The organism is Streptomyces sp. Go-475, from assembly GCF_003330845.1.
In the GTDB taxonomy this organism is placed as follows: Bacteria; Actinomycetota; Actinomycetes; order Streptomycetales; family Streptomycetaceae; genus Streptomyces.
The window spans coordinates 6,985,355-7,006,162 of the sequence record NZ_CP026121.1 but is presented as its reverse complement, the minus strand read 5'-3'; the positions used below and the strand labels follow the sequence as shown (position 1 = coordinate 7,006,162).

Here is a 20,808-nt window from a genome sequence, read left to right as displayed (position 1 = left end):
CCATTCGATCAGCGCCGCGTACTGCTCGGCCTACTGTGGCGAGCAGTACGCGGCGCGGCCTTCGGAGTACCACGTACCGGGGATGTCGGCCAACACGATCGCGTAGCCGTGCGGCACCCAATACTGCGGGTCGGGGGCCTCGAAGGTGGTGATCTGTGAGGTGTCCTCGGGCCGGACGCCGCTGGCCGGGTAGATGACCCCGATCGGCGCCGGGTTGTGCTTGCCGTACGGCGATCAGCTGATCAGGGGGCTGCGGGTTCCTCGTTGTCCGGCCGGTACACGTCGACGTAGACGTGTACACCCGGTGAGACCTCGACGGGGATGCCACGCTCGATGAGCATGCCCTTGCGCCGGTTCGACCCGCGGTCGCGGCGGGTGGCCGGCCCGCGACTCCGGCGTCGACAGCGGTGCGCGGAACAGGTAATCGGTCATGCCGACTCCGCGACGAAAGGTCCCCGCAACTCGCCGCGAGGTGCCAGGTCGATGCGGTTGATGCGCCCGTCATGCAGGCGGTAGTGGATGAAGTAGTCGTTCTCGACACTCTCGCCCTGCCTCAGGGGCCCGCCGGGGAAGTCCGGCGCGTCCACGACGGCCGTGAGGCGCGTGGTTGCCTCCAGCGCGATGGCGTGCTCGTCGATGATCACCGCGTGCGCGGTGACGTTCTCTCGGACGGTCTGGAACATCTTCCCGTAGAACGCGGCCACGGCGTCCAGTCCGCGCAGCACGCCCACGGAGGGCACCGTCAGCTCGATGTCGTCGGTGAAGAAGAGGAGGAACCGTTCGGTGTTCGCGGTGCTGAGCGAGATGAGGTAGTCCAGGAAGGCACGCCGTCCGGCGGCGGTCGGCGTGATCCGGGTCGGTGCGGGGCTCACACCCTGTCCGGCCTTCCAGGTCGCGGCCCGCAGCGCGGCGATCTTCTCCCCTGCGGCGTCGAGCTCGTAGGTGACGAAGAACTTGACCGTGGTCAGCTCGCCGCGGGCGAGCGGCCCGAACACGAAGTCCGGCCGGTCCTCGGTCGCCTGGAAATCCGTGTCGATCTCGGCGGCGACGTGGGTGCCGCTGCGGGTGACCACCTGGGGCCGCATCGTCTCGCGGATGCCGTCATGGGCCTGGTGGAGGAACGCCCGGATCTCCTCACGGCCACGCAGGTCCACGCTCGCCCCGGAGAACCGGGCGTCCTCGGTGAAGTAACGCTCCACCAGGGCATCGTCGTCCCCGGCGTTGAAAGCCTCCTCGTAGGCGGCATAATCGAATGGCATCACAGCGCCCCTCCGACAGCTGCGGGGACGAGCTCGTCGGCGCCGACCAAGAAGATCCCGTTGATTTCCCGCGGGATCTCGCCCTGAACCCCGACGTCCTCAAGACTCATTTCGAAACGGTTGGGGGCGTGAAATTCGCGGCCCGGGGGAACAGGGGGTAATTGCACCATGACAGACTCCTCGTAGGGTTTCCTTGCGTGATCAGCGTTGTTGCGGCAGCCGTGCAGCGCGACGACTTGGACGTCGCTTCCTTTGACGTGATCGCTCGTTGAGCCGCGTATGACTAATCTGGTCGAGCGGTTGGTACCGGACGAGTTGTGGGTGCTGTTTCGCCGAGTGGTCCCGCCGACGGAGAGGCGATCTTCGTGGCCACCTCGGGGTGCACATGGCGGCAGTTGCCCCCGGTGTTCGGCCCGGCCTGGCCGACGGTGTACCGGCGCTTCGCCCGGTAGGGCTCACACAGATTTTCGTGCATGTACTCACCGAGGAGACGACCGGTCGCCCGGGTCAGTAGTGCTCCCAGTGGCCGCCGGAATGGACGGCGATCTTCCGGCCGTACGCCGCTGCACCGCGGACCGCGGCGTTGACCTCGTCGTCGGGCCGTGGCGGGACGACGAGGTCGGGAGCGCGGTAGAACCGCAGCTTGTTGAACACCAGCCGGTGCAGGCGATCAGCGAAACCCACTTCCCCGCGTGGCAGCTGCGGAACTCCCGTACTCATGGTCGTGCTCTCATCCGGCGACGAGCTGGCGCGACTCGTGCCAGTGGATGAATCGCCAACCGTCGTCAGTCCGACGCAGAACGGCCGAGAGCCGGGAGTCGCCGGCGATCGGCTCGATGGAGCCCTTGAACTCGACCGTGGTGTGGCCCCGCCAGTAGGCGAGCGCGACATCGCCGAGCACAGCGATGTCGCTGCTGTACTCACGCCCTTCGATCCGGTCGACGAATCCCGGAAGCCGGCGCCAGTGGTCGACGATCGCGTCCCACGTCGTGAGGGCGGCTTCGATCTCCTCCGGCTGGTAGACCAGGTGCTCGTAGCCGTCGTCCCACAGATCCTTCATCGCCTCGGGGTCCACCGCCTGCATCGCCTGGGCGAAGGCCACGTACACGGCGCGGACGGCCGTCTCGTCGTCAGTCATCAGTGTCTTCGTCGTGTCAGTCATCAGCGGTGTCCTTGTTTTGATGGAAGGTCCGGCTATCGGTGCCCGTGCCGGATCAGTCATCGCCGTCCCCCAGGGGGTCTCGGCCGATGCGGAGGCTTCCGGCTCCGGTGCACGAAAAAGTAGCAGTACCACTCGGTTAGGGCAACCAGTTGGTACTCTTAATCGACCAGGCAAGCGGAGGAGGGCGACAGCTGATGAGTTCCGAGCGCGTCGACGGGCGGACACTCCGGTTTCAGCACCGGCGACCGGAGTTGCTGGCCGCAGCGACCGAGTACGTCCTCGATCACGGCATCGCCGGCCTGTCGCTGCGTCCGGTAGCCCAGGCGCTGGGGGTGACCCATGCGACGCTGCTGCGCCATTTCTCGTCGAAGGACGAGCTGATCAAGTGCGTATTGGAGAAGATCCGCACCGATCTCTTCGCTCAGGTGACCGCCGACAGGGAACTCCAGGAAGCCGGGTCGGCGGCACAACTGCTGAGGATCACTTGGCGACGGCTGTGCGAGCCGAAGGAGCAGCGGCAGTTCCTGCTCCTGTTCGAAGTGGTCGCCGGCAAGGCGTGGCAGTCCGGCGACGGAGGGGAGCTGGCGCGGTCGATGGACGCCGAGGTCGTCGATTTCATCTCCGGGTGGCTCAGGCAGGACGGGTGGGAGCCCGAGGACGCGTCAGCCCTGGCCACCCTCCTCCTGGCTCAGATCCGGGGGCTTCAGCTCGACCTTCTCGTCTCGGGAGACCGCGCGCGGGTCGATCGGGCGTTCGAGTTCGCCCTCGCCCTCCTCGAGCCTCGGACGGGGCACAGCGTGTCCTGACAGCGGCTGGACCACTGCCGACGCGGATGCGGTCGGCGCGCTTGGGGACTGTAGGACGTCGTTTCAGTCGGCGAGTCTGCGGTAGCTGATCAGGGCTGCGGCGATGCCGACGAAGGCCAGGAAGTGTTCGGCCTTGCGCTCGTAGCGGCGGTGCAGCCGTCGGCAGCCGGCGAGCCAGGACACCGTCCTCTCGACGACCCAGCGGTGGCGGCCCAGCCGCTGCGAGGACTCGATGCCTTTGCGGGCGATCCGGTGGTGGATGCCCCGCTTGCGGAGCCATCGGCGCAGGTGGTCGTAGTCGTAGCCCTTGTCGGCGTGGAGCTTGGCCGGTCGCCGACGGCGCGGGCCACGCCGGGAGCGGATCGGCGGGATGCCGCGTACGAGCGGCTTCAGGCCGAGGCTGTCCTGCATGTTGGCGCCGGAGACGTCCAGTGACAGTGGTAGACCGTTCCGGTCCGTGATGAGGTGGATCTTCGATCCATTCTTGCCGCGGTCGGTCGGATTCGGTCCGGTCAGTGGCCCCCTTTTGCGGCCCTGAGACTGACGGAGTCGATGGCGCATCGCGACCAGTCCAGCTCACCGCGGGCGCCGAGCTCGTCCAGGAAGACGCGGTGCAGCCGGGCCCAGACCCGGTCCCGGCTCCACCGGGCGAAGCGCCGGTAGACCGTCGGCCAGGCCGGGCCGAACACCGGGGGCAACTGCCGCCATGTGCACCCCGAGGTGGCCACGAAGATGATCGCCGCCAGGCATGCGCGGTCTCCCGCCCGCCGTCTGCCTCCGCCCTGCGGACGCTTCATCTCCGTCGGCGGGACCACTCGGCGAAACAGCACCCACAACTCGTCCGGTACCAACCGCTCGACCAGATCCGTCATGCGCGGCTCAACGAGCGATCACGCCAAAGGAAACGACGTCTAAGGCCGCGGCACGTTGCGCAGGTTGGAGCGGGCCATCTGGAGCATGCGGCCCACGCCGCCGTCCAGGACGATCTTGGAGGCGGACAGGGCGAACCCGGTCACCATCTCGGCCTTGATCTTCGGCGGGATGGACAGGGCGTTGGGGTCGGTGACGACGTCGACGAGGGCCGGGCCCTTGTGCTTGAAGGCGTCCTTCAGCGCGCCGGCGAGGTCCTTGGGCTTCTCGACGCGTACGCCGTAGGCGCCGCAGGCGCGGGCGACGGCGGCGAAGTCGGGGTTCTTGTTGGCGGTGCCGTAGGACGGGAGCCCGGCGACCAGCATCTCCAACTCAACCATGCCGAGGGAGGAGTTGTTGAAGAGGACGACCTTGACCGGGAGGTCGTACTGCACGAGCGTCAGGAAGTCGCCCATCAGCATGGAGAAGCCGCCGTCGCCGGACATCGACACGACCTGCCGGCGCCGGTCGGTGAACTGGGCGCCGATCGCCATGGGCAGGGCGTTGGCCATCGAGCCGTGGGAGAAGGAACCGATGACGCGGCGGCGGCCGTTGGGCGAGATGTAGCGGGCGGCCCAGACGTTGCACATGCCGGTGTCGACGGTGAACACGGCGTCGTCGGAGGCGACTTCGTCGAGCACGGACGCCACGTACTCGGGGTGGATCGGCGTGTGCTTGTCGACCTTGCGGGTGTACGCCTTCACCACCCCCTCCAGCGCGTCCGCGTGCTTCTTCAGCATCCGGTCGAGGAAGCGCCGGTTCTTCTTCTCCCGGACGCGCGGGATCAGGCAGCGCAGCGTCTCCCGTACGTCGCCCCACACCGCGAGGTCCAGTTTCGAGCGACGGCCCAGGTGTTCGGGCCGGATGTCGACCTGGACGATCTTCACGTCGTCGGGGAGGAAGGCGTTGTACGGGAAGTCGGTGCCGAGCAGGATCAGCAGGTCGCACTCGTGGGTGGCCTCGTAGGCGGCGCCGTAGCCGAGCAGCCCGCTCATCCCGACGTCGAAGGGGTTGTCGTACTGGATCCATTCCTTGCCGCGCAGCGCGTGCCCGACCGGTGACTTGATCTTCGCCGCGAACTCCATGACCTCGGCGTGCGCCCCGGCCGTGCCGCTGCCGCAGAAGAGGGTGACCTTGCCGGCCTCGTCGATCATCTCGACGAGCCGGTCGATCTCGGCGTCGCCGGGGCGGACGGTCGGCCGGGAGGTGACGAGGGCGGTCTCGGCGGCCTGCTCCGGGGCGGGCCGGTCGGCGATGTCACCGGGCAGGGTGACGACGCTGACGCCGCTGCGGCCGACGGCGTTCTGGATGGCGGTCTGCAGCAGCCGCGGCATCTGCTCCGGGCTGGAGATCATCTCGCTGTAGTGGCTGCACTCGGCGAACAGCCGGTCGGGGTGGGTCTCCTGGAAGTAGCCGAGGCCGATCTCGCTGGAGGGGATGTGCGAGGCGAGGGCGAGGACCGGGGCCATGGAGCGGTGGGCGTCGTAGAGACCGTTGATGAGATGGAGGTTGCCGGGCCCGCAGGAGCCGGCGCAGGCGGCGAGGCCGCCGGTGATCTGTGCCTCGGCGCTGGCGGCGAAGGCGGCGGTCTCCTCGTGCCGGACGTGGATCCAGTCGATGGCGGAGTTGCGGCGGACGGCGTCGACGACGGGGTTGAGGCTGTCGCCGACGACGCCGTAGAGGCGTTTGACGCCGGCGCGGGTGAGGATGTCGACGAACTGTTCCGCGACGTTCTGTTTGGCCATGGTTCTCGTCTGCCCCTTCGGTCTCCTGGGATCCCTCCGGGTTCCATCAAGTCACACCGGGCGCGGTCACGCCTCCCAAACCGCCGCGGCTGTACGGTCGTCGGCATATCCCTTGACCCGTACCTGGGAGTCGGCGAGGAAGGCCGCGAGACCGGGCGGTTCGGGGCGGGACCACCGGTCGGCGAGGTACTCGCACAGTTCGGGTTCGCCGCGCAGCGGGTCGGCGAGGCCGTTGCTGCACATCAGGAGCGTGTCCCCCGGGCGGGCGACGGAGGTGCGGAAGCGGAAGGGTTCGCGGGGTGGTTCCGGGGCCGGTTCGTAGGGGCTCGGCGGGGTCGGGATGCCCAGGTCCATGGTGAGCCGGTCGCCCTCGGGGGTCTCGGAGGGCGGCGAGCCGAAGCCCAGGACCGGTTCGCCCTTGACGTCGGTGACCTGCGGTTCGATGTCCTGCCACTCGCCTTCGCGCAGCCGGAACAACCCGCCCGGTCCGACGCCGAAGAACACGCGCGTACGGCACTCGGGGTCGGCCGGCAGCAGCAGGCAGCGCAGGCCGGCCGCGTACTCCTGCGGGTCGACGCCCTGTTCGGCGGCGCTCGCGCGGAGTTTGCCGAGGCTGCGGTCGGTGAGGCGGTGCAGGCCGGACTTGAGGTCGCCGCGCCGGCCGGCCCTTATGTCCTCGACGAGCCGGGAGTGACTGCGCCCGACGGCCCGCCCGATCCAGTGGCAGGCCTCGGCGGCCGCCCGGTGCGCGCCCGGCGTGGCACGGGCCCCGGTCGCCATCGCCACCAGCAGCAACGCCTGCTCGCCCGTCCCGAAGCGGGCGGTGAGCAGGGAGTCCCGGCGGGGCTCCCCGCGATACCGCGCGGAGTCCCCGCGCACCGACACGGCCCGCAGGGTGCAGGCCCCGTACCGCGCCCCGTCGAGCACGGTGTCCGCGACGAGATCATCGAGATCATCGGGATCCGCGGCCGGCAGGGCGGTGGGTTCGGCGTCGTAGGTGGGGGGCCGGGAACCGACGTACCCGCGGGGCCGGGGGCCGGTCGCGGGGGGTTCGATCCGGGGGTGGGGGTGTCGGGCGGGGGGTCGGTGGGGAGCTGGGTGCCGACGTACCCAGCGGGCGGTGGGTCGGTCGCGGGCGGCTCGATCCGAGGGCCGGGGCGGTCGGACGAGAGCTCGGTGGGCGGCGCGGAGCCGACGTACCCGCCGGGTCGGGGGGCGGGGCGGTGGGACGGGGGCTCGGTGGGGGGCAGCGGCACGGGTGGCGGTGGGCCGGCGGCTGCGGGGAACGCGCTCCTGCCGGGCTCGGCGGCGGCCGTCGGCGACGCGGCCTCCTCGGACGGCGTCGGCGGCGCGACCCTCTCGGGCCTTTCCTCCACCGCGCCCGAGGGGTCCTCCCGGGCCGGCCAGGACGGGGGGAGGGCGGGCGGCGGGGGCGTCCGCGGGGCCGGAGGTGTCGACGCGGCGGTCTGCCTGGGGCTCTCCGAGGACCTGGAGGGCTCGGGCGGTGGGGCAGGAGCCGGCGCACCGGAGGCTTGCGCCGGGCTCCCCGATGACTCTGACGGCGACTCGGACACCCTCCCCGCGGGCGCCTCCCCCGGGCTCCCCGAAGGCCCGGCAGGCCCGGACGACGAGCCGGAAGCCGCGCCCGCCGACGTCGCCGTCGGGCTCCCCGAGGGCCCGGGAGAGGCCGAGGGCCCGGCCGGTGAGGACGTGCCGCTGGTGAGTGGGGGCTCGGGGGGCCGCTGTGCGCGTCCCGGTGGCTTCGCGGGGGCTGGGAAGGTCACGGGGCCCGTCGGACGGCCCGGCGGCGGTTCCCACGGCGCGCGCCAGGGAGCCCGGTCCGAGGCCCGGTCACGGGCTCGATCCGGGGCCCGGTCAGAGGCCCGGTCAGGAGCCTGGTCGGTGGCCCGGTCAGAGGCCCGGTCGGTGGGACGCGACCCCCGCGGCGTCTGCCTCGCCTCGTCGGCCCCAGCCCTCGGCATCGGGACGACCCGGTCCGGGTCCCTCCGGTGCGGCCGGTCCGCCACCGTGTCCGTGCCGGGAGCGGGCCGCTCGTCGCTCGCCGGGGAAACGCCCTGGTCACCCACGGCACCCGCAGCCGAGGCGAAACGGTCGTCCAGGGAATCGGGGGCCGGTGCGGGGCCCGTGTCGCCGGTGGAGTCGTCGTACAACTGCCCCCACCAGTCGTCCTCGTGACCGGTGGGCCTTCCCCCCTGCTGGCTCATGCCCCTAATTGTCCACCGCACGAGCCGGATGAAAACGGTGCTTGGGGAAAAACCGGCCCGCCACCCCGAGACGAACGGCGCGTCGAGTGAGCCGTAGAACGGCCATGCGATACCGGGACGCCCCGGGACCGCACCCGGCTGACCTGCGCGTCTGGGCCGCCGCCACGCTCCTGACCTGCGTCTTCTCCCGGCTTCCGGCAGTCTGGTCAGATGGGAGTGTGGGACCTCCTGCTGGTCGGGCTGGTCATCCTGCTCGGTCTCTGCGGAGTGCTGGTGCCCGCGGTGCCCGGGTCACTGCTGGTGTGGGCCGCGGTGATGTGGTGGGCGCTGCAGGACCCGCAGCCCGTCGCCTGGTGGGTCCTGGTGGGTGCCACGGCCCTGATGTTCGTCTCCCAGGCCGTGCGCTGGGCGCTGCCGCCCCGGCGGCTGCGGGCGAGCGGCGCCAACCGCCGCATGCTGGCGTACGCCGGAGCGGGGTCCACCCTCGGCTTCGTCCTGCTGCCCGTGCTCGGCGCGATCCCCGGCTTCCTGGCCGGCATCTACCTCTACGAGCGTCTCCGCCTCGGCCGCCACACCGACGCGGTCGCCGCCCTGCGCACGGTGATGCGCGCGGGCGGCTCCAGCATCCTGGCCGAACTGTTCACCTGCCAGCTGATCGCGGCGACCTGGGTGGGCGCGGTCTTCTGGGGATGAGCCCTCACCGGTGACAGGGGCCTCGGGCCCTCAGGGGCGCAGCGCACCCTCGTGCGTCAGCAGCCGCACCTTGCGGTCCAGTCCCCCCGCGTAGCCCGTCAGCGCACCGTCCGCCCCGATCACCCGGTGGCACGGCCGCACCACCAGCAGCGGATTGGCTCCGATCGCACCGCCGACGGCCCGTACCGCCGCCCGGGGCGCTCCGATCCGCGCGGCGATCTCGCCGTAGGTCGTGGTCGCCCCGTAGGGGATGTCGTCGAGGGCGGCCCAGACCTTCTCCCGGAAGGCGGTGCCCTCCGTGCGCCAGGTCAGCCGGAACTCCTTCAGCTCCCCGGCGAAGTAGGCGGCGAGCTGCTCCTCGGCCTCGCGGAACGGCCCGGGGTCCCGCCGCCAGTCGTCCCGCACCTCGCGCCCGCCCTTCTGCCCGGGCACGGACACCGAGGTCAACTCGCCGCTCGGGGCGGCGGTGAGGAGCAGCGGCCCGAGGGGGCTGGGCACGCTCGTCCAGGAGGCCGGAGGGTTCATCAAAGCTCCCATTCCCCTGCTGCGCGCAGGTGGTTCAGGGCGTACGAGCGCCAGGGGCGCCAGCTGTCGGGGACGTCCGTGCCGGGCGGGGCCACGTCCGGGTCGCCGAGGGCGCGGGTGCGGATCTCGGCGACCGTACGGGCGTCCAGGCCGGGCACGGCACGCAGGGCGTCCTGCGCGTCGTCCCGGTCGGCGCCCGGGTCCAGGCGGACGGCGTGGTCGGCGAGGGCGGCGGCGAGCGCGCCGAGGGTGCCGTCGGGCTCGGCCCCGGCGAGGAGGGCCGGCTCGGGGAAGAGGTGGGTGAGGCCGCCGCAGGGGGCGTCGAGGGCCTTGCCGTAGCGGCGGACGAGCCGTTCCGCCTCCGCCCGGCCGACCAGGGCCCGCACGGCGAGTTCCTCCGGGTCGGCGGCGCCCGGCGAGCGCAGCCCGGGGCGGGCGGCGACCAGGGGCGCGAGGCGCGGGTCGGCGGCGAGGCGCTCGTCGACGGCGTAGGGGTCGGCGTCCAGGTCGAACAGCCGCCGCAGCCGCTGGACGGCGGTGGTCAGGTCGCGGGGGTCGGTGAGGTGCAGCCGGGCGTCGAGCCAGCCGCCGGGGTGGGCGCCGAGCCCGGTGCGCACGCTGCCGGGCCGTTCCCCGACGGCGGCGATGCCGGTGCCGTACGGCAGGCGGAGCGTACGCCGGTAGGTGCGCGCTCCCGGTGGGCCGCCGACCTCCTCGATGCCGGGTACGGCCTCGCGTTCCAGCAGGTCGAAGACGGGGCCGGCCTGGTAGGGGCCGCGGTGGGCGAGCCGGAGCGGGATGCCGGCGCCCGGGGTGGCCGTGCGGCGGCCCCGGCCGGTCTTCGGCGCGGCGGCGCGCAGTTCGCTCGGGGTGGAGGCGTACACGGCGCGGATCGTGTCGTTGAACTGCCGCACGCTGGCGAAGCCCGACGCGAACGCGATCTCGGTGACCGGCAGCGCGGTGGTCTGGAGCAGGACGCGCGCGGTGTGGGCCCGCTGCGCCCGGGCGAGGGCGACCGGCCCGGCGCCGAGTTCGGCGGTGAGCTGCCGCTGCACCTGCCGGGCGCTGTAGCCGAGCCGGGCGGCGAGACCGGCGACGCCCTCGCGGTCGACGACGCCGTCGGCGATCAGCCGCATGGCCCGGCCCACCACGTCCGCGCGGACGTTCCACTCGGCGGAGCCGGGCACGGCGTCCGGGCGGCACCGCCGGCAGGCCCGGAAGCCCGAGCCCTGCGCGGCGGCGGCCGTGGCGAAGAACCGTACGTTGGCCCGCTTCGGGGTGACCGCGGGGCAGCTCGGCCGACAGTAGATGCCGGTCGTCTCGACGGCGAAGAAGAAGGCGCCGTCGAAACGCCCGTCACGGCTGCGTACGGCCTCGTACCTGGGGTCTTCCCTCGTGTCCTGGTCCCTCACGGTGTCCAGTCTCCGCCGTCGGCGGGGATGCCGCTGGCGGAAATCGGACACGGCGCTCGCGGGACACCGCCCGGTTACGAACGCCAGTGCGGGCCGCGCTTGGCCTCCATCGCGGCCCTGCCGATCGCCCCCTTCCGCTTCCAGTCCTTGCGGATCTCGGCCCGGAGCCGGGCGTCGGTCTTGGCGACGATGCGCTGGTTCTCCCGCAGCAGCTTGCGGTAGCTGTGCAGCCGCCGCTGCGGCAGCTCACCGGATGCGACGGCGGCCTGCACGGCGCACCCCGGCTCGGCCTCGTGGGCGCAGTCGTGGAAGCGGCACCGCTCGGCCAGTTCCTCGATCTCGGAGAACACCTGCCCGACACCGCTCTCGGCGTCCCACAGGCCCACGCCCCGCAGTCCGGGCGTGTCGATGAGGACGCCCCCGCCGGGCAGCGCGAGCAGGTTGCGGGTGGTCGTGGTGTGGCGGCCCTTGCCGTCGACGTCGCGGGTGGCCTGGACGTCCATGACGTCCTCGCCGAGGAGCGCGTTGGCGAGGGTCGACTTGCCCGCGCCGGACTGGCCGAGCAGGACGGACGTACCGCCGCCGACGATCGCCGCGACCACCTCGAGTCCCTCCCCGTCCCGCGCGCTGACGGTCACCACCGGCACGCCGGGCGCGCTGGTCTCCACGTCCTGGACGAGGTGGGAGCGGGTGACGGCGTCCGGCACGAGGTCGGCCTTGGTGAGGACGACGACGGGCTGCGCCCCGGACTCCCAGGCGAGCGCGAGGAACCGCTCGATGCGGCCGAGGTCGAGTTCGACGGCGAGGGACACGGCGACGACGGCGTGGTCGACGTTGGCCGCGAGGATCTGCCCCTCGGACCGCTGGGAGGAGGTGGAGCGGACGAACGCGGTGCGGCGCGGCAGGTACGCGCGGACGTAGCGCGGGTTCCCGCCGGGCTCGACGGCGACCCAGTCGCCGGTGCAGACGACCCGCATCGGGTCGTGCGGCGTGACGAACGCGGTGTCGGCGCGCAGCACCCCGCCGGCGGTGACGACGTCGCACTGCCCGCGGTCGACCCGGATGACGCGCCCGGGCAGCAGTCCTTCGGTGGCGTACGGGGCGAACTGGTCCGCCCATGCGTCGTCCCAGCCGTAGGGAGCGAGCGCGGAGGAAACGGATGCAGCGGAGCTGGAAGTCAAGGGTGACCCTTTCCAAGGTCGGCCCCCGGCCCGACGGTCGGTCGGATCAGCCGGCGGCCATGGAGGTGGACGTGATGATCTGGATGCGGGCAGCGCTCAGCGCAATGACAGCCATCGGTCAACACCTCCTCGATCCTCGACTCTTCGGCACGCCCCGGCACTCGGGGGAACCGCCGTCACGCTATCCCGTCACGGCACCGTCGCGTCAACCGCTTTTCGCGCAGTCGTCCCCGTTCAGCGCGAAGTCGTACGGCGGGGAGTTCTTGCCGCGCCAGGAGGCCAGGAAGCCGAAGGCCAGGTTGCCGCCGGCGGGGACCGACTTGTTGTAGTCGGCGGCGGTGGCGGTGACGCGGGAACCGTCCTGGGAGACGGAGGCGTCCCACATCTGGCCGACGTGCTGGCCGTCCCGGAAGGACCAGGACACCCGCCAGGAGTCGAGGGCCTTGCTGCTGGTGACGGTGACGGTGGCCTGGAAGCCGTCGGGCCACTGGTTGACCAGGTCGTACTCGACCCGGCAGGTGGGATCCGCGCTCTTGTCGGCTCCGGACCGGCCGGCGGGCGAGGAGGTCCCCTGCGGTGCGGTCCGGCGGCTGCTGCCCTCCGGCTTGCCGGGCTCGTCCGGCTGCTCCGTGTCCCCGGTGGCCCGGTCGGCCGGCTTCGAGGTCGCGGGCGGCAGGGAGGGGGCGGACGGCAGGGACGGGCCGGGGTCGGCCACCGGCTGCCGGCCGGCGTCGTCGCGGGCCCCTAGATCGCCGCCGGAGCCGCCGAAGGGCATCATCGAGACGCCGAGTGCCAGGAGGGAGACCAGGACGGCGGCGACGAGCAGGCCGCTGCGGGCGACGCGCGCCTTCTGCGCCCCGTCCTCCTCTTCCGCGGCCGCCTGGTCCGGCCGGCCGGGCCGGCCGGCGCCGAGACGGACCTCGGCGGCGCGGCGGCGGCGCTCCAGGTAGGCGAGACCGCCCCAGCCGATCACCCCGCCGGCCAGCGCCCCGGGCAGTCCGCCGCCGTGCAGGCGCAGGCAGGCGGCGGCCTCGGCGCACTGCACGCAGGTGGCGAGGTGCCGGGAGAGGTCACCGGGCGTGTCGGCGGCACAGGAGCGGGTGACGGCGTCCAGCAGCCGGGCGTAGCTGCGGCACCCGGCGTCCATCGGCGTGTCGAGGTGGTTGCGGTGGCAGCGGTCCCGGAACAGGGTGCGCACCTGCTGGAGTTCCTCGGCGGCGGTGGCCGGGTCGAGGCCCAGGCGGCGGGCGACCAGGGACAGCGGCAGCGCCTCCACCTCGGCGAGCCACAGCAGTTCGGCGTCCGCCTGCTGGAGGTCGCGCAGGCCGCGCAGCGCGAGCGGGCGCCGCAGCGGCGGGCCGGTGTAGCGGGCGGCCTTGTCCGAGTTGAGCCACAGGCGCAGGTCGGGGTCGAGTTTGTGGCCCTGCCCCTCCTCTTCCCAGGCCGCGGCCGTGGTGCGTACGGCGGTCAGCAGCAGGGGTATGCGGGGCAGCCGGGCGGGGCGGCGGCCGGTGGCGCGGACCGGCCCGGTCTCGGCGGCGCGGGCCTCGCGTATGCCGTGTGCGAACGCCTCGCGGCCGAGCTGTGCGGCGGCGGTGGAGCCGGACGTGCACAGGTCGGCGTACGCGAGGACCGCGTCCCAGCACTCGGAGAACAGCGCGGCCTCGGTGGCGTCCTGAGGGGTCGGCAGGTCGGGCATGGGTCTCCTGCATCCACAAGCGAGGTCAACTCACCGGATTGGCAGTGGAGTTGGGGGAACCTCGAGGCAGGGCCAGAGCTTTTCACGCCTCCCACACAACTGACAAGCGCCCTGTTCAGATATCAGGGCAGGGCGGCGCGTCCCCTGGTTCCGGCCTCTGTATGCCGTACGGACGCGGCCGCCCTGTGACTCAACGCCGTACCGCAATGATGGACGACGTCACCGAAGCGTTATACAAGCGGGGTGGGTTCGTCCGCCGGGAGGCTGTCCATGAAGGAGCTGACCGAGAAGACCGCGTTGCCGGCGCCGGGCGGACCGTAGCCGGGGGGCGAGGACAGGCCGAAGTCCTCCATCGTCTGCCGGTACGCCTGGAGCAGGCGGATGTGGTACTCCAGGGGCGCGCCCTGCGGATTGGCCTTGCCGAGCGGGGTCGTGGGCTCCGGGCACCAGGTGGTGAAGCGGGGCGTGATGCCGTGCGACATGAAGAAGCGCAGGCCCTCGGTGGTGGAGGCGATGGCCTCGTCGACCGTCTTGAAGCCGAAGGGCTCGGCCATCTCGACTCCGGCGACGAAGTTCGGGATGACGTTGCGCGCGCCGAAGACCTCGGCGGAGTCCAGGATGCGCTTGTGCCACTCGTCGCGGCCGACGTACCGCTCCTTGCCGGGGCAGTACATCTTGAACAGGTACTCGTCCCACACCTCGTAGTTGGGGTGGTAGATCTGCACGCCGTAGTCCTTGAACCGCTGGACGTCGTCGCGCGGGAGGGCCTGGGCGACGACCTTGCCGATCCAGCGGCCGGGGAAGCGCTCCTCGATGGCCTTGGCGTAGTGGCCGTAGAAGTCGGCCTCGTCGCGGCCGGAGACCGTCTTGGTGATGGCGCCGCCGGTGAGGGTGTAGGCCGTGGAGGCCTTGGCGGTGTCGTAGCGGTCGATGATCTCCAGGGCCTCGAGGACCTCCTCGACGTCCTTCACGCCCGTGTAGGGCCGGCCGGCGGCCTTGTGCTGGCGCCAGTTGTGGTTGATGTCGCAGTACTGGCACTCCTCCTTGGCGCCGAAGTACTGGCAGACCCGGAAGACGGTCAGGTAGATCAGGTAGCCCCACTGGATGGTGGGGGCGACCTCCATGACCGACTTCCCGTTGGCGAGGGTGTGCCGGTAGTACTCGGGCATCGGCGGCACGCCGACGTCGGAGATCCGCCTGCCGTCGAGGTAGAGGCCGAGGACGCCGTCCTCGTTCGCGGCGACACGGTAGGGCGAGGCGGGGTTCACGCGGACCGAGACGACCGTGCGGCGCAGGTCGTAGGGGCCGCCGGTGAGGATGATCTCCTCGGGCGGGCGGCGCAGCGCGGCCTCGCCCAGCTCGGGCAGGGTGCCGTGGTCGAAGGAGAAGATGAAGTACGACTTCGGCTTGACCTCGCCGCCCTCGTTGTCGCTGAGCGCGGACGGGTCGAAGGCCACGCCGCCCCGGAGCAGGTCCTCCTTGAAGACGGCCTCCCGCGGGACGTGCGGGAACCGCTCCATCAGATCCTCGACCAGCGCGGTACGGCTGCCGCTGCCCATCCCGTCTCTCCTCCCGGCTCGGACGTACGACTCCTCACGGTATGCCCATGGGTGCGCGAGGGCGGTACCGGGTCCCCCCGAGCCGGGGGAATGACGGGATCGTGGCGGTTTGCCGGATTTGCGGGCGGCGGTCGTCGCGTCAGGCCACGCGCTCCAGCGCCGCCGGGTCGACGGCGTGCGCGAGTTCTTCCCCGGCCAGCAGCCGTTCGGCCTCCTCGGCGACCGCCAGGCCGAGCCGCGCCAGCTCGTTGCCCTGGGAGCCCGCGAGGTGCGGGGTGACGAAGGCCCCGGGCAGGTCGTAGAGGGGCGAGTCGGCGGGGAGCGGCTCGGGGTCGGTGACGTCGAGGACCGCGGTCAGGCGCCCCGAGCGCAGTTCGGCCACGAGGGCGTCGTGGTCGACCAGCGCGCCGCGGGCGGTGTTGATGAGCACCGCCCCGTCGGGCATCAGGGCGAGTTCGCGGCGGCCGATCATGCGGTGGGTCTCGGGTGTCTCGGGGGCGTGCACGGTGACGATGTCGGAGGTGCGCAGCAGTTCCTCCAGCGGCAGCAGGGGCACGCCGAGCGCGGCGGCCTCCTTCTCGTCGACGTACGGGTCGGTGAGCACCGGCCGCAGGTCGAAGGGGCGCAGCAGTTCCAGGACGCGGCGGCCGATGCGGGAGGCGCCGATGACGCCGACGCGGCGGCCGTGGTTGCCGATGCCGGGGATGACGCCCCAGCCGGCGGAGGCGCGGGTCGCGCGCAGCCGCTCGCGGGCGGCGAAGACGTCCTTCCCGGCGAGCAGGATCACGGCGAGGGTGTACTCGGCCACTGGCAGCGCGTTGGCGGCGGCGGCCGAGGAGACGGCGATGCCGCGCCGCCAGATCCCGGGCGTGGCGAAGGACTTGACCGAGCCGGCCGAGTGCAGCACCGCCCGCAGCCGGGGAGCCGCGTCGAGGACCGTCTCGTCGAGCCGGGGGCAGCCCCAGCCGGTCACCAGGATCTCGGTCCGGGCGAGCGCGTCGCGCACACGCGGGTCGGTGAAGTCCCCGGCCACGAGGGCCGGGTCGATGTCCACGGACGAGCGCAGCCGCGCCAGCACCTCGGGCGGGAAGACCTGCGGCACATGCTCGGCCGCCATGGCGAACAGTGCCTGGGGGCGCTGGCTCAAGGAGGTGACCTTCCGGCTCGGCGAGACAGGTAGAAACCGCTCTCTACAGGGCGTCCACGGTATGCGGCCGGGGCGGCGACGGCAATGGACGAGAGGCCGGGGTAGGTTCCGGCGGGGGGCTCTGCCGGTCCCCGCTGCCTCGGGGAAGGACGACGCGATGAACGGCACCGTGACCAACTGGGCGGGCAACATCACCTACGCGGCCAAGGAGGTGCACCGGCCGGATTCGCTCGCCGCGCTGCGGGCGCTCGTCGCGGGCAGCGGCCGGGTGCGGGTGCTGGGCAGCGGGCATTCGTTCAACGAGATCGCCGAGCCGGGTGCCGAGGGCGTCCTGCTGTCGCTGGCCGGCCTGCCGCCGGAGGTGGAGGTCGACACGGCGGCCCGTACGGTCCGGGTCGGCGGCGGCGTGCGCTACGCGGAACTGGCCCGCCGGGTGCACGCGCACGGTCTCGCGCTGCCCAACATGGCGTCCCTGCCGCACATCTCGGTCGCTGGGTCGGTCGCGACCGGCACCCACGGCTCGGGGGTGCTCAACGGCCCGCTCTCGACGCCCGTGCGCGAGGTGGAGCTGGTCACGGCGGACGGCCGGGCGGTGGCCATAGGCCGGGACGAGGAGCGGTTCGGCGGGGCCGTCACCTCCCTGGGCGCGCTCGGTGTCGTCACCGCGCTCACCCTCGACCTGGAGCCCGCCTACGAGGTCGAGCAGTACGTCTTCACCGAATTGCCGTTCCACGGGCTGGACTCCGGCACGTTCGAGACGGTGATGGCGACGGCGTACAGCGTCAGCCTGTTCACCGACTGGCGGGCGCCGGGCTTCCGGCAGGTGTGGCTCAAGCGGCGCACCGACCAGCCGCTGCCCGCCTTCCCCTGGGCGGCCGCGGCCACCGAGAAGATGCATCCGGTGCCGGGCATGCCCGCGGTCAACTGCACCGAGCAGTTCGGGGTGCCGGGGCCGTGGCACGAGCGGCTGCCGCACTTCCGGGCCGAGTTCGTCCCGAGCAGCGGGGCGGAGCTGCAGTCGGAGTACCTGCTGCCGCGCGAGCACGCCGTGGGGATGCTGCACGCGCTCGACGCGATCCGGGAGACGATCGCCCCGGTCCTGCAGACCTGCGAGGTGCGCACGGTCGCCGGCGACGACCAGTGGCTGAGCCCGTCCCACGGCCGGGACACCGTGGCCGCGCACTTCACCTGGGTCGAGGACGCCCGGGCGGTGCTGCCGGTGGTACGGGAGGTGGAGGCGGCGCTGGCGCCGTTCGAGGCGCGCCCGCACTGGGGGAAGGTGTTCACCGTGCCGGCGACGGTGCTGCGGGGGCTGTATCCGCGGCTGGACGACTTCCGGGCGCTGGCGTCGGAGCTGGACCCGGACGGGACGTTCGCCAACGCGTTCGTGCGGGATGTGCTGGCCCGGGCGTGAAGACGAGGCCGGCCGGAGCGGCGGACGGCCGGCGGTCAGTTGAGCGCGGCCCAGGTGGCCAGGTCGCGGCGTGCGGTCGGCGGCCGGACCGTGGGGTGCGGCCGGGCGGTCAGGTCGTGGCGTGCGGTCGGCGGCCGGACCGTGGGGTGCGGCCGGGCGGTCAAGTCGCGGCGTGCGGTCGGCGGCCGGACCGTGGGGTGCGGCCGGGCGGTCAGGTCGTGGCGTGCGGCCGGGAGGGGGTGTGGTCTGCGGCCGGGCGGCGGGCAGGGCGCGGTCGGCCTCGTCCTGGACGAGCAGGGAGAGCAGCGCCGCCACCGTCAGACCCGCCTCGGCGGGGTGGCGCAGCACCTTGCCCGGGTCGATCCGGTAGGTGTTGGTGCGGCCCTCCCGGGTGTGCGAGAGATAGCCGTCCTGCTCCAGGTCGGCGATGATCTTCTGAACAGCGCGTTCGGTGAGCCTGCAGTGTGCGGCTATGTCCCGGATGCGGGCGCTGTGATTGTCGGCGATGGCCGCCAGCACCCGGGCGTGGTTGGTGAGGAACGTCCATCCGGTGTGTGGCTCAGGCACTCCATCCATGGCCCCACTTTAGCGACCGGGCATTCACGCAATCAAAAACACGTACTGCGTTTCATGTATTGATTGACGTGTGTGGGGTAGAGGGGCAAAGCTTGAACCGGAGGCGGGCCGACAGACAGGGAGATCAGAGCCATGCCGGAGCCTGCGTACTCTGCGCCTCGGACGCAGGAGGGCGCCGCGCCCGCGATGACGGACACCGCACCGGCGGTTCCGCCCTGCATGGCGACCTTGGACGTCCTGCCGGACGGTGACCGGATGACCGTGACCCTGTGGGGCGAACTCGACCTGGGCAGCCGGCGGCTCCTGCCCGACCTGTACGACGTCCTCGCGCTGTCGGGCAGCGGCGTCGACCTGCGCCTGGACTCGGTCGGCTTCTGCGACTGCTCGGGCGTCAACGTCCTGCTCGACCTGCGCACGCGCGCCCTCGACCAGGGCAAGACGCTCGTGATCCGCTCCGCCGGCCGCGCGGTAGGCCGCCTCCTCGACCTGACGGGCACGCGCGAGCTGTTCACGGACGCCGCACACGAAGACGCCACGCGCGCGTACGCCGAGCCCACCGACACCGACCGCGACGACCTGCTCGCCGAAGTCGCCCAGCTGCGGCGCGCGATGCAGACGCGGCCGACCATCGATCTGGCCCGCGGCATCCTGATGGCCTCCTTCAGCCTGAGCCCCGAGGCGGCCTGGAGCGTGCTCGTCAGGACCTCCCAGAACACCAACACCAAGCTGCACCAGCTGGCCCGGGAGCTGGTGGGCACCGTGCACGGCAGCACGCTGCCGGAGCAGGTGCAGCGGCAGCTCGCCGCCGCGGTCGCCGGCGCGGGCGCCCGGGGCGGGGCGGAGCTGTGCCACACGGCCGGCACGGCCGCGGACGAGGGCTGACCCGCCCCGCTCTCCCGTTCCGGGGCATCTCCGGGGCATCATGTCCAGCCACGGCCGGGCACCACCGGCCCCACCAGCGGCGCCCTTTATAAAGCCCCTTTCCTAACCCCTTGTCGAAAGTCCCGGGAGCCCATAGCCTTGCGCCGCGCCGGTGCCGATGTCGACCCGGCCCTGGCCGGCCTGGGAAAGGATGGGCACTCCGGTGAAGCGCACATCACGTGACATCCGCACCGCGAACCGCTACGAGGTGCTGCGCCAGATCATCGCCGCGTCGCCCACCTCGCGGCAGGAGCTGGCCGCCGCCACCGGCCTCAGCCTCGCCACGGTCGCGACCCTCGTGGGCGAGCTGCTCGACCTCCGCATGATCACGGAGGTCGGCTTCGAGGACTCGGCCGGCGGCCGCCCCCGCGGCCTGGTGGCGGTCAACTCCTCGGGCGGCGCGCTGATCGGCGTCGACATCGCCGAGACGTACGTCCACGTCGAGCTGTTCGACCTGGGGCTGAACGTCCTGGCCCGGGCCGAGGAGGACGTCCGGCCCAGCGAGAGCCTGCCCGAGCAGGTGGTCGCCCATGTCGCCACCGCCGTCGGCTCGGTGGTCGCCCAGGCCGGGATCGAGGGCGCCCGGGTGCTCGGGGTCGGCGTGAGCGTGCCGGGGCAGGTCGACCGGGCCACCGGCGTCTCGGAGTACGCGCCCAACTGGGACTGGCACGAGGTACCGCTGCTGGACCTGCTCACCGAGCACATCGCCTACCCGCTGTACCTGGACAACCCGCTGCGCGCCAGCGCGGTGGCCGAGCTGTGGTTCGGGGCCGCCCGGGGACGCGGGAACGCCGTGGTGGTCAACCTCGGGACCGGGGTGGGCGCCGGGCTCGTCCTCGGCGGCGGGCTGCACCGCGGGGTGAGCAACAGCGCCGGGGAGTGGGGCCACACCACGATGGTGCTGGACGGACGGCTGTGCCGCTGCGGCAACCACGGCTGCGTGGAGGCCTACGTCGGCGCGCGCGGCATCATGATGAACCTGCGCGAGGTCAGCCCCGACAGCGCCCTGCTGCACCCCGAGGACCAGACGGCGACCATCGGCGCCCTGGCGCGCGGCGTCGCGGCGGGCGACCCCGTGGCGCGCCGGGCCGTCCACGAGACCGCCCGCTACCTCGGCGCGGGCGTGGCCGACCTGGTCAACCTGTTCAACCCCGAGATCGTCGTGCTGAGCAGCTGGGTCGCCCTCGCCCTGGGCGAACCGCTGCTGCACGAGGTGCGCGAGGCCGTGACCCGGCACGCGCTGCCGCGGCCGCTGGCCGCGACCGAGATCGTCCTCTCCCCGATCCCCACCGATCCGGTGTGCCTGGGCGCGGCGACGTTCGCGCTGGAGGGCGCGCTCCAGATCGTCGGGCAGAGGAACGGCAAGCGCACCACACCCGTGAGGAGCCGCACCGCCGCACCACCCTCGTGACGGCGGAAGCAACTCCTCCGCGAGACCCATGTGTTCGAAATGACGAACCGAACGCAACGCTTCGAACAGGCTTCGTCCAACCCCTTGCCGAAGCCTTAGTCGAAGCTCTAGCGTCCCGCACCGCACCTCTCTTTGAGCCATCCGGCGCGAGCCACCGGGCCCCG

General features: G+C 72.4%; 18 protein-coding genes and 2 pseudogenes. 6 read left to right on the top strand and 14 right to left on the bottom strand.

The window, feature by feature from the left end:
- Positions 1–428 precede the first annotated feature (428 nt).
- Both C1703_RS31890 and C1703_RS39125 read right to left on the bottom strand, forming a co-directional pair.
- Positions 429–1,259 carry a nuclear transport factor 2 family protein gene (locus tag C1703_RS31890; protein WP_114256077.1) on the bottom strand — a complete coding sequence of 277 codons (831 nt, stop codon included), beginning with the start codon at positions 1,257–1,259 and terminating at the stop codon, positions 429–431.
- Positions 1,259–1,429, bottom strand: coding sequence for a hypothetical protein (locus tag C1703_RS39125; protein WP_157993195.1), 171 nt, complete (start codon positions 1,427–1,429; stop codon positions 1,259–1,261). The genes C1703_RS31890 and C1703_RS39125 overlap by 1 nt, the downstream gene beginning before the upstream one ends.
- A gap of 109 nt (positions 1,430–1,538) precedes the next feature.
- Here C1703_RS39125 and C1703_RS39945 point away from each other — a divergent pair.
- Positions 1,539–1,702 (top strand): annotated as a pseudogene (locus C1703_RS39945) (IS5/IS1182 family transposase); the annotation flags it as partial.
- Between the two features lie 64 nt (positions 1,703–1,766).
- Here C1703_RS39945 and C1703_RS31880 read toward each other — a convergent pair.
- Together C1703_RS31880 and C1703_RS31875 are read right to left on the bottom strand one after the other, a co-directional pair.
- Positions 1,767–1,979: a hypothetical protein gene (locus C1703_RS31880; RefSeq protein ID WP_114256076.1), complete on the bottom strand. Its 213-nt coding sequence runs from the start codon at positions 1,977–1,979 to the stop codon at positions 1,767–1,769.
- A gap of 10 nt (positions 1,980–1,989) precedes the next feature.
- Positions 1,990–2,421: a nuclear transport factor 2 family protein gene (locus C1703_RS31875; RefSeq protein ID WP_232840650.1), complete on the bottom strand. Its 432-nt coding sequence runs from the start codon at positions 2,419–2,421 to the stop codon at positions 1,990–1,992.
- A 194-nt stretch (positions 2,422–2,615) separates the two neighbouring features.
- On the opposite strand from C1703_RS31875, the gene C1703_RS31870 reads away from it, so the two are divergent.
- Positions 2,616–3,227 (top strand): TetR/AcrR family transcriptional regulator, encoded by a 612-nt coding sequence (locus C1703_RS31870; protein WP_114256074.1) that lies wholly within the window; start codon positions 2,616–2,618, stop codon positions 3,225–3,227.
- A gap of 63 nt (positions 3,228–3,290) precedes the next feature.
- Here the strand turns inward: C1703_RS31870 and C1703_RS31865 are convergent.
- The 3 genes from C1703_RS31865 to C1703_RS31855 form a co-directional block, all read right to left on the bottom strand.
- Positions 3,291–4,099, bottom strand: a protein-coding gene (locus C1703_RS31865) for an IS5 family transposase (protein ID WP_198678332.1) whose coding sequence is annotated in 2 segments (ribosomal slippage) — positions 3,291–3,745 and positions 3,745–4,099 — 810 coding nt in all. Because the reading frame shifts where the segments join, the coding sequence is not laid out codon by codon here.
- 39 nt (positions 4,100–4,138) lie between these two features.
- Positions 4,139–5,881 carry a pyruvate dehydrogenase gene (locus C1703_RS31860; RefSeq protein ID WP_114256072.1) on the bottom strand — a complete coding sequence of 581 codons (1,743 nt, stop codon included), beginning with the start codon at positions 5,879–5,881 and terminating at the stop codon, positions 4,139–4,141.
- A gap of 66 nt (positions 5,882–5,947) precedes the next feature.
- Positions 5,948–6,808 (bottom strand): protein phosphatase 2C domain-containing protein, encoded by an 861-nt coding sequence (locus C1703_RS31855; protein ID WP_232840649.1) that lies wholly within the window; start codon positions 6,806–6,808, stop codon positions 5,948–5,950.
- 1,508 nt (positions 6,809–8,316) lie between these two features.
- On the opposite strand from C1703_RS31855, the gene C1703_RS31850 reads away from it, so the two are divergent.
- On the top strand, positions 8,317–8,799 hold the full coding sequence (locus tag C1703_RS31850; protein ID WP_114256071.1) for a DUF456 domain-containing protein: 483 nt from the start codon (positions 8,317–8,319) through the stop codon (positions 8,797–8,799).
- Between the two features lie 30 nt (positions 8,800–8,829).
- On the opposite strand, the gene C1703_RS31845 is transcribed toward C1703_RS31850, so the two are convergent.
- From C1703_RS31845 to C1703_RS31820, 6 genes are all read right to left on the bottom strand, one after another.
- Positions 8,830–9,324 (bottom strand): methylated-DNA--[protein]-cysteine S-methyltransferase, encoded by a 495-nt coding sequence (locus C1703_RS31845; RefSeq protein ID WP_114256070.1) that lies wholly within the window; start codon positions 9,322–9,324, stop codon positions 8,830–8,832.
- Positions 9,324–10,736: a DNA-3-methyladenine glycosylase 2 family protein gene (locus C1703_RS31840; RefSeq protein ID WP_198678331.1), complete on the bottom strand. Its 1,413-nt coding sequence runs from the start codon at positions 10,734–10,736 to the stop codon at positions 9,324–9,326. The genes C1703_RS31845 and C1703_RS31840 overlap by 1 nt, the downstream gene beginning before the upstream one ends.
- 74 nt (positions 10,737–10,810) lie before the next feature.
- Entirely contained in the window at positions 10,811–11,917 is a 1,107-nt protein-coding gene (gene rsgA, locus C1703_RS31835; protein WP_114256069.1) for a ribosome small subunit-dependent GTPase A, read from the bottom strand.
- 205 nt (positions 11,918–12,122) lie between these two features.
- Positions 12,123–13,616 carry a cellulose-binding domain-containing protein gene (locus C1703_RS31830; protein ID WP_114256068.1) on the bottom strand — a complete coding sequence of 498 codons (1,494 nt, stop codon included), beginning with the start codon at positions 13,614–13,616 and terminating at the stop codon, positions 12,123–12,125.
- Positions 13,617–13,846: 230 nt separating this feature from the next.
- Complete coding sequence (locus C1703_RS31825; RefSeq protein ID WP_114256067.1) at positions 13,847–15,175, bottom strand: radical SAM protein; 1,329 nt, start codon at positions 15,173–15,175, stop codon at positions 13,847–13,849.
- A gap of 139 nt (positions 15,176–15,314) precedes the next feature.
- Positions 15,315–16,322 carry a hydroxyacid dehydrogenase gene (locus C1703_RS31820; protein ID WP_114256066.1) on the bottom strand — a complete coding sequence of 336 codons (1,008 nt, stop codon included), beginning with the start codon at positions 16,320–16,322 and terminating at the stop codon, positions 15,315–15,317.
- A 157-nt stretch (positions 16,323–16,479) separates the two neighbouring features.
- On the opposite strand from C1703_RS31820, the gene C1703_RS31815 reads away from it, so the two are divergent.
- Positions 16,480–17,736, top strand: coding sequence for a D-arabinono-1,4-lactone oxidase (locus tag C1703_RS31815; protein WP_114256065.1), 1,257 nt, complete (start codon positions 16,480–16,482; stop codon positions 17,734–17,736).
- 270 nt (positions 17,737–18,006) lie between these two features.
- Here C1703_RS31815 and C1703_RS31810 read toward each other — a convergent pair.
- Positions 18,007–18,312: pseudogene (locus C1703_RS31810) on the bottom strand (helix-turn-helix domain-containing protein); the annotation flags it as partial.
- Between the two features lie 219 nt (positions 18,313–18,531).
- Here C1703_RS31810 and C1703_RS31805 point away from each other — a divergent pair.
- Positions 18,532–19,194, top strand: coding sequence for an ANTAR domain-containing protein (locus C1703_RS31805; RefSeq protein ID WP_232840648.1), 663 nt, complete (start codon positions 18,532–18,534; stop codon positions 19,192–19,194).
- Between the two features lie 202 nt (positions 19,195–19,396).
- Positions 19,397–20,644, top strand: a complete 1,248-nt coding sequence (locus C1703_RS31800) for an ROK family transcriptional regulator (RefSeq protein WP_114256063.1) — start codon at positions 19,397–19,399, stop codon at positions 20,642–20,644.
- Positions 20,645–20,808: the final 164 nt, after the last annotated feature.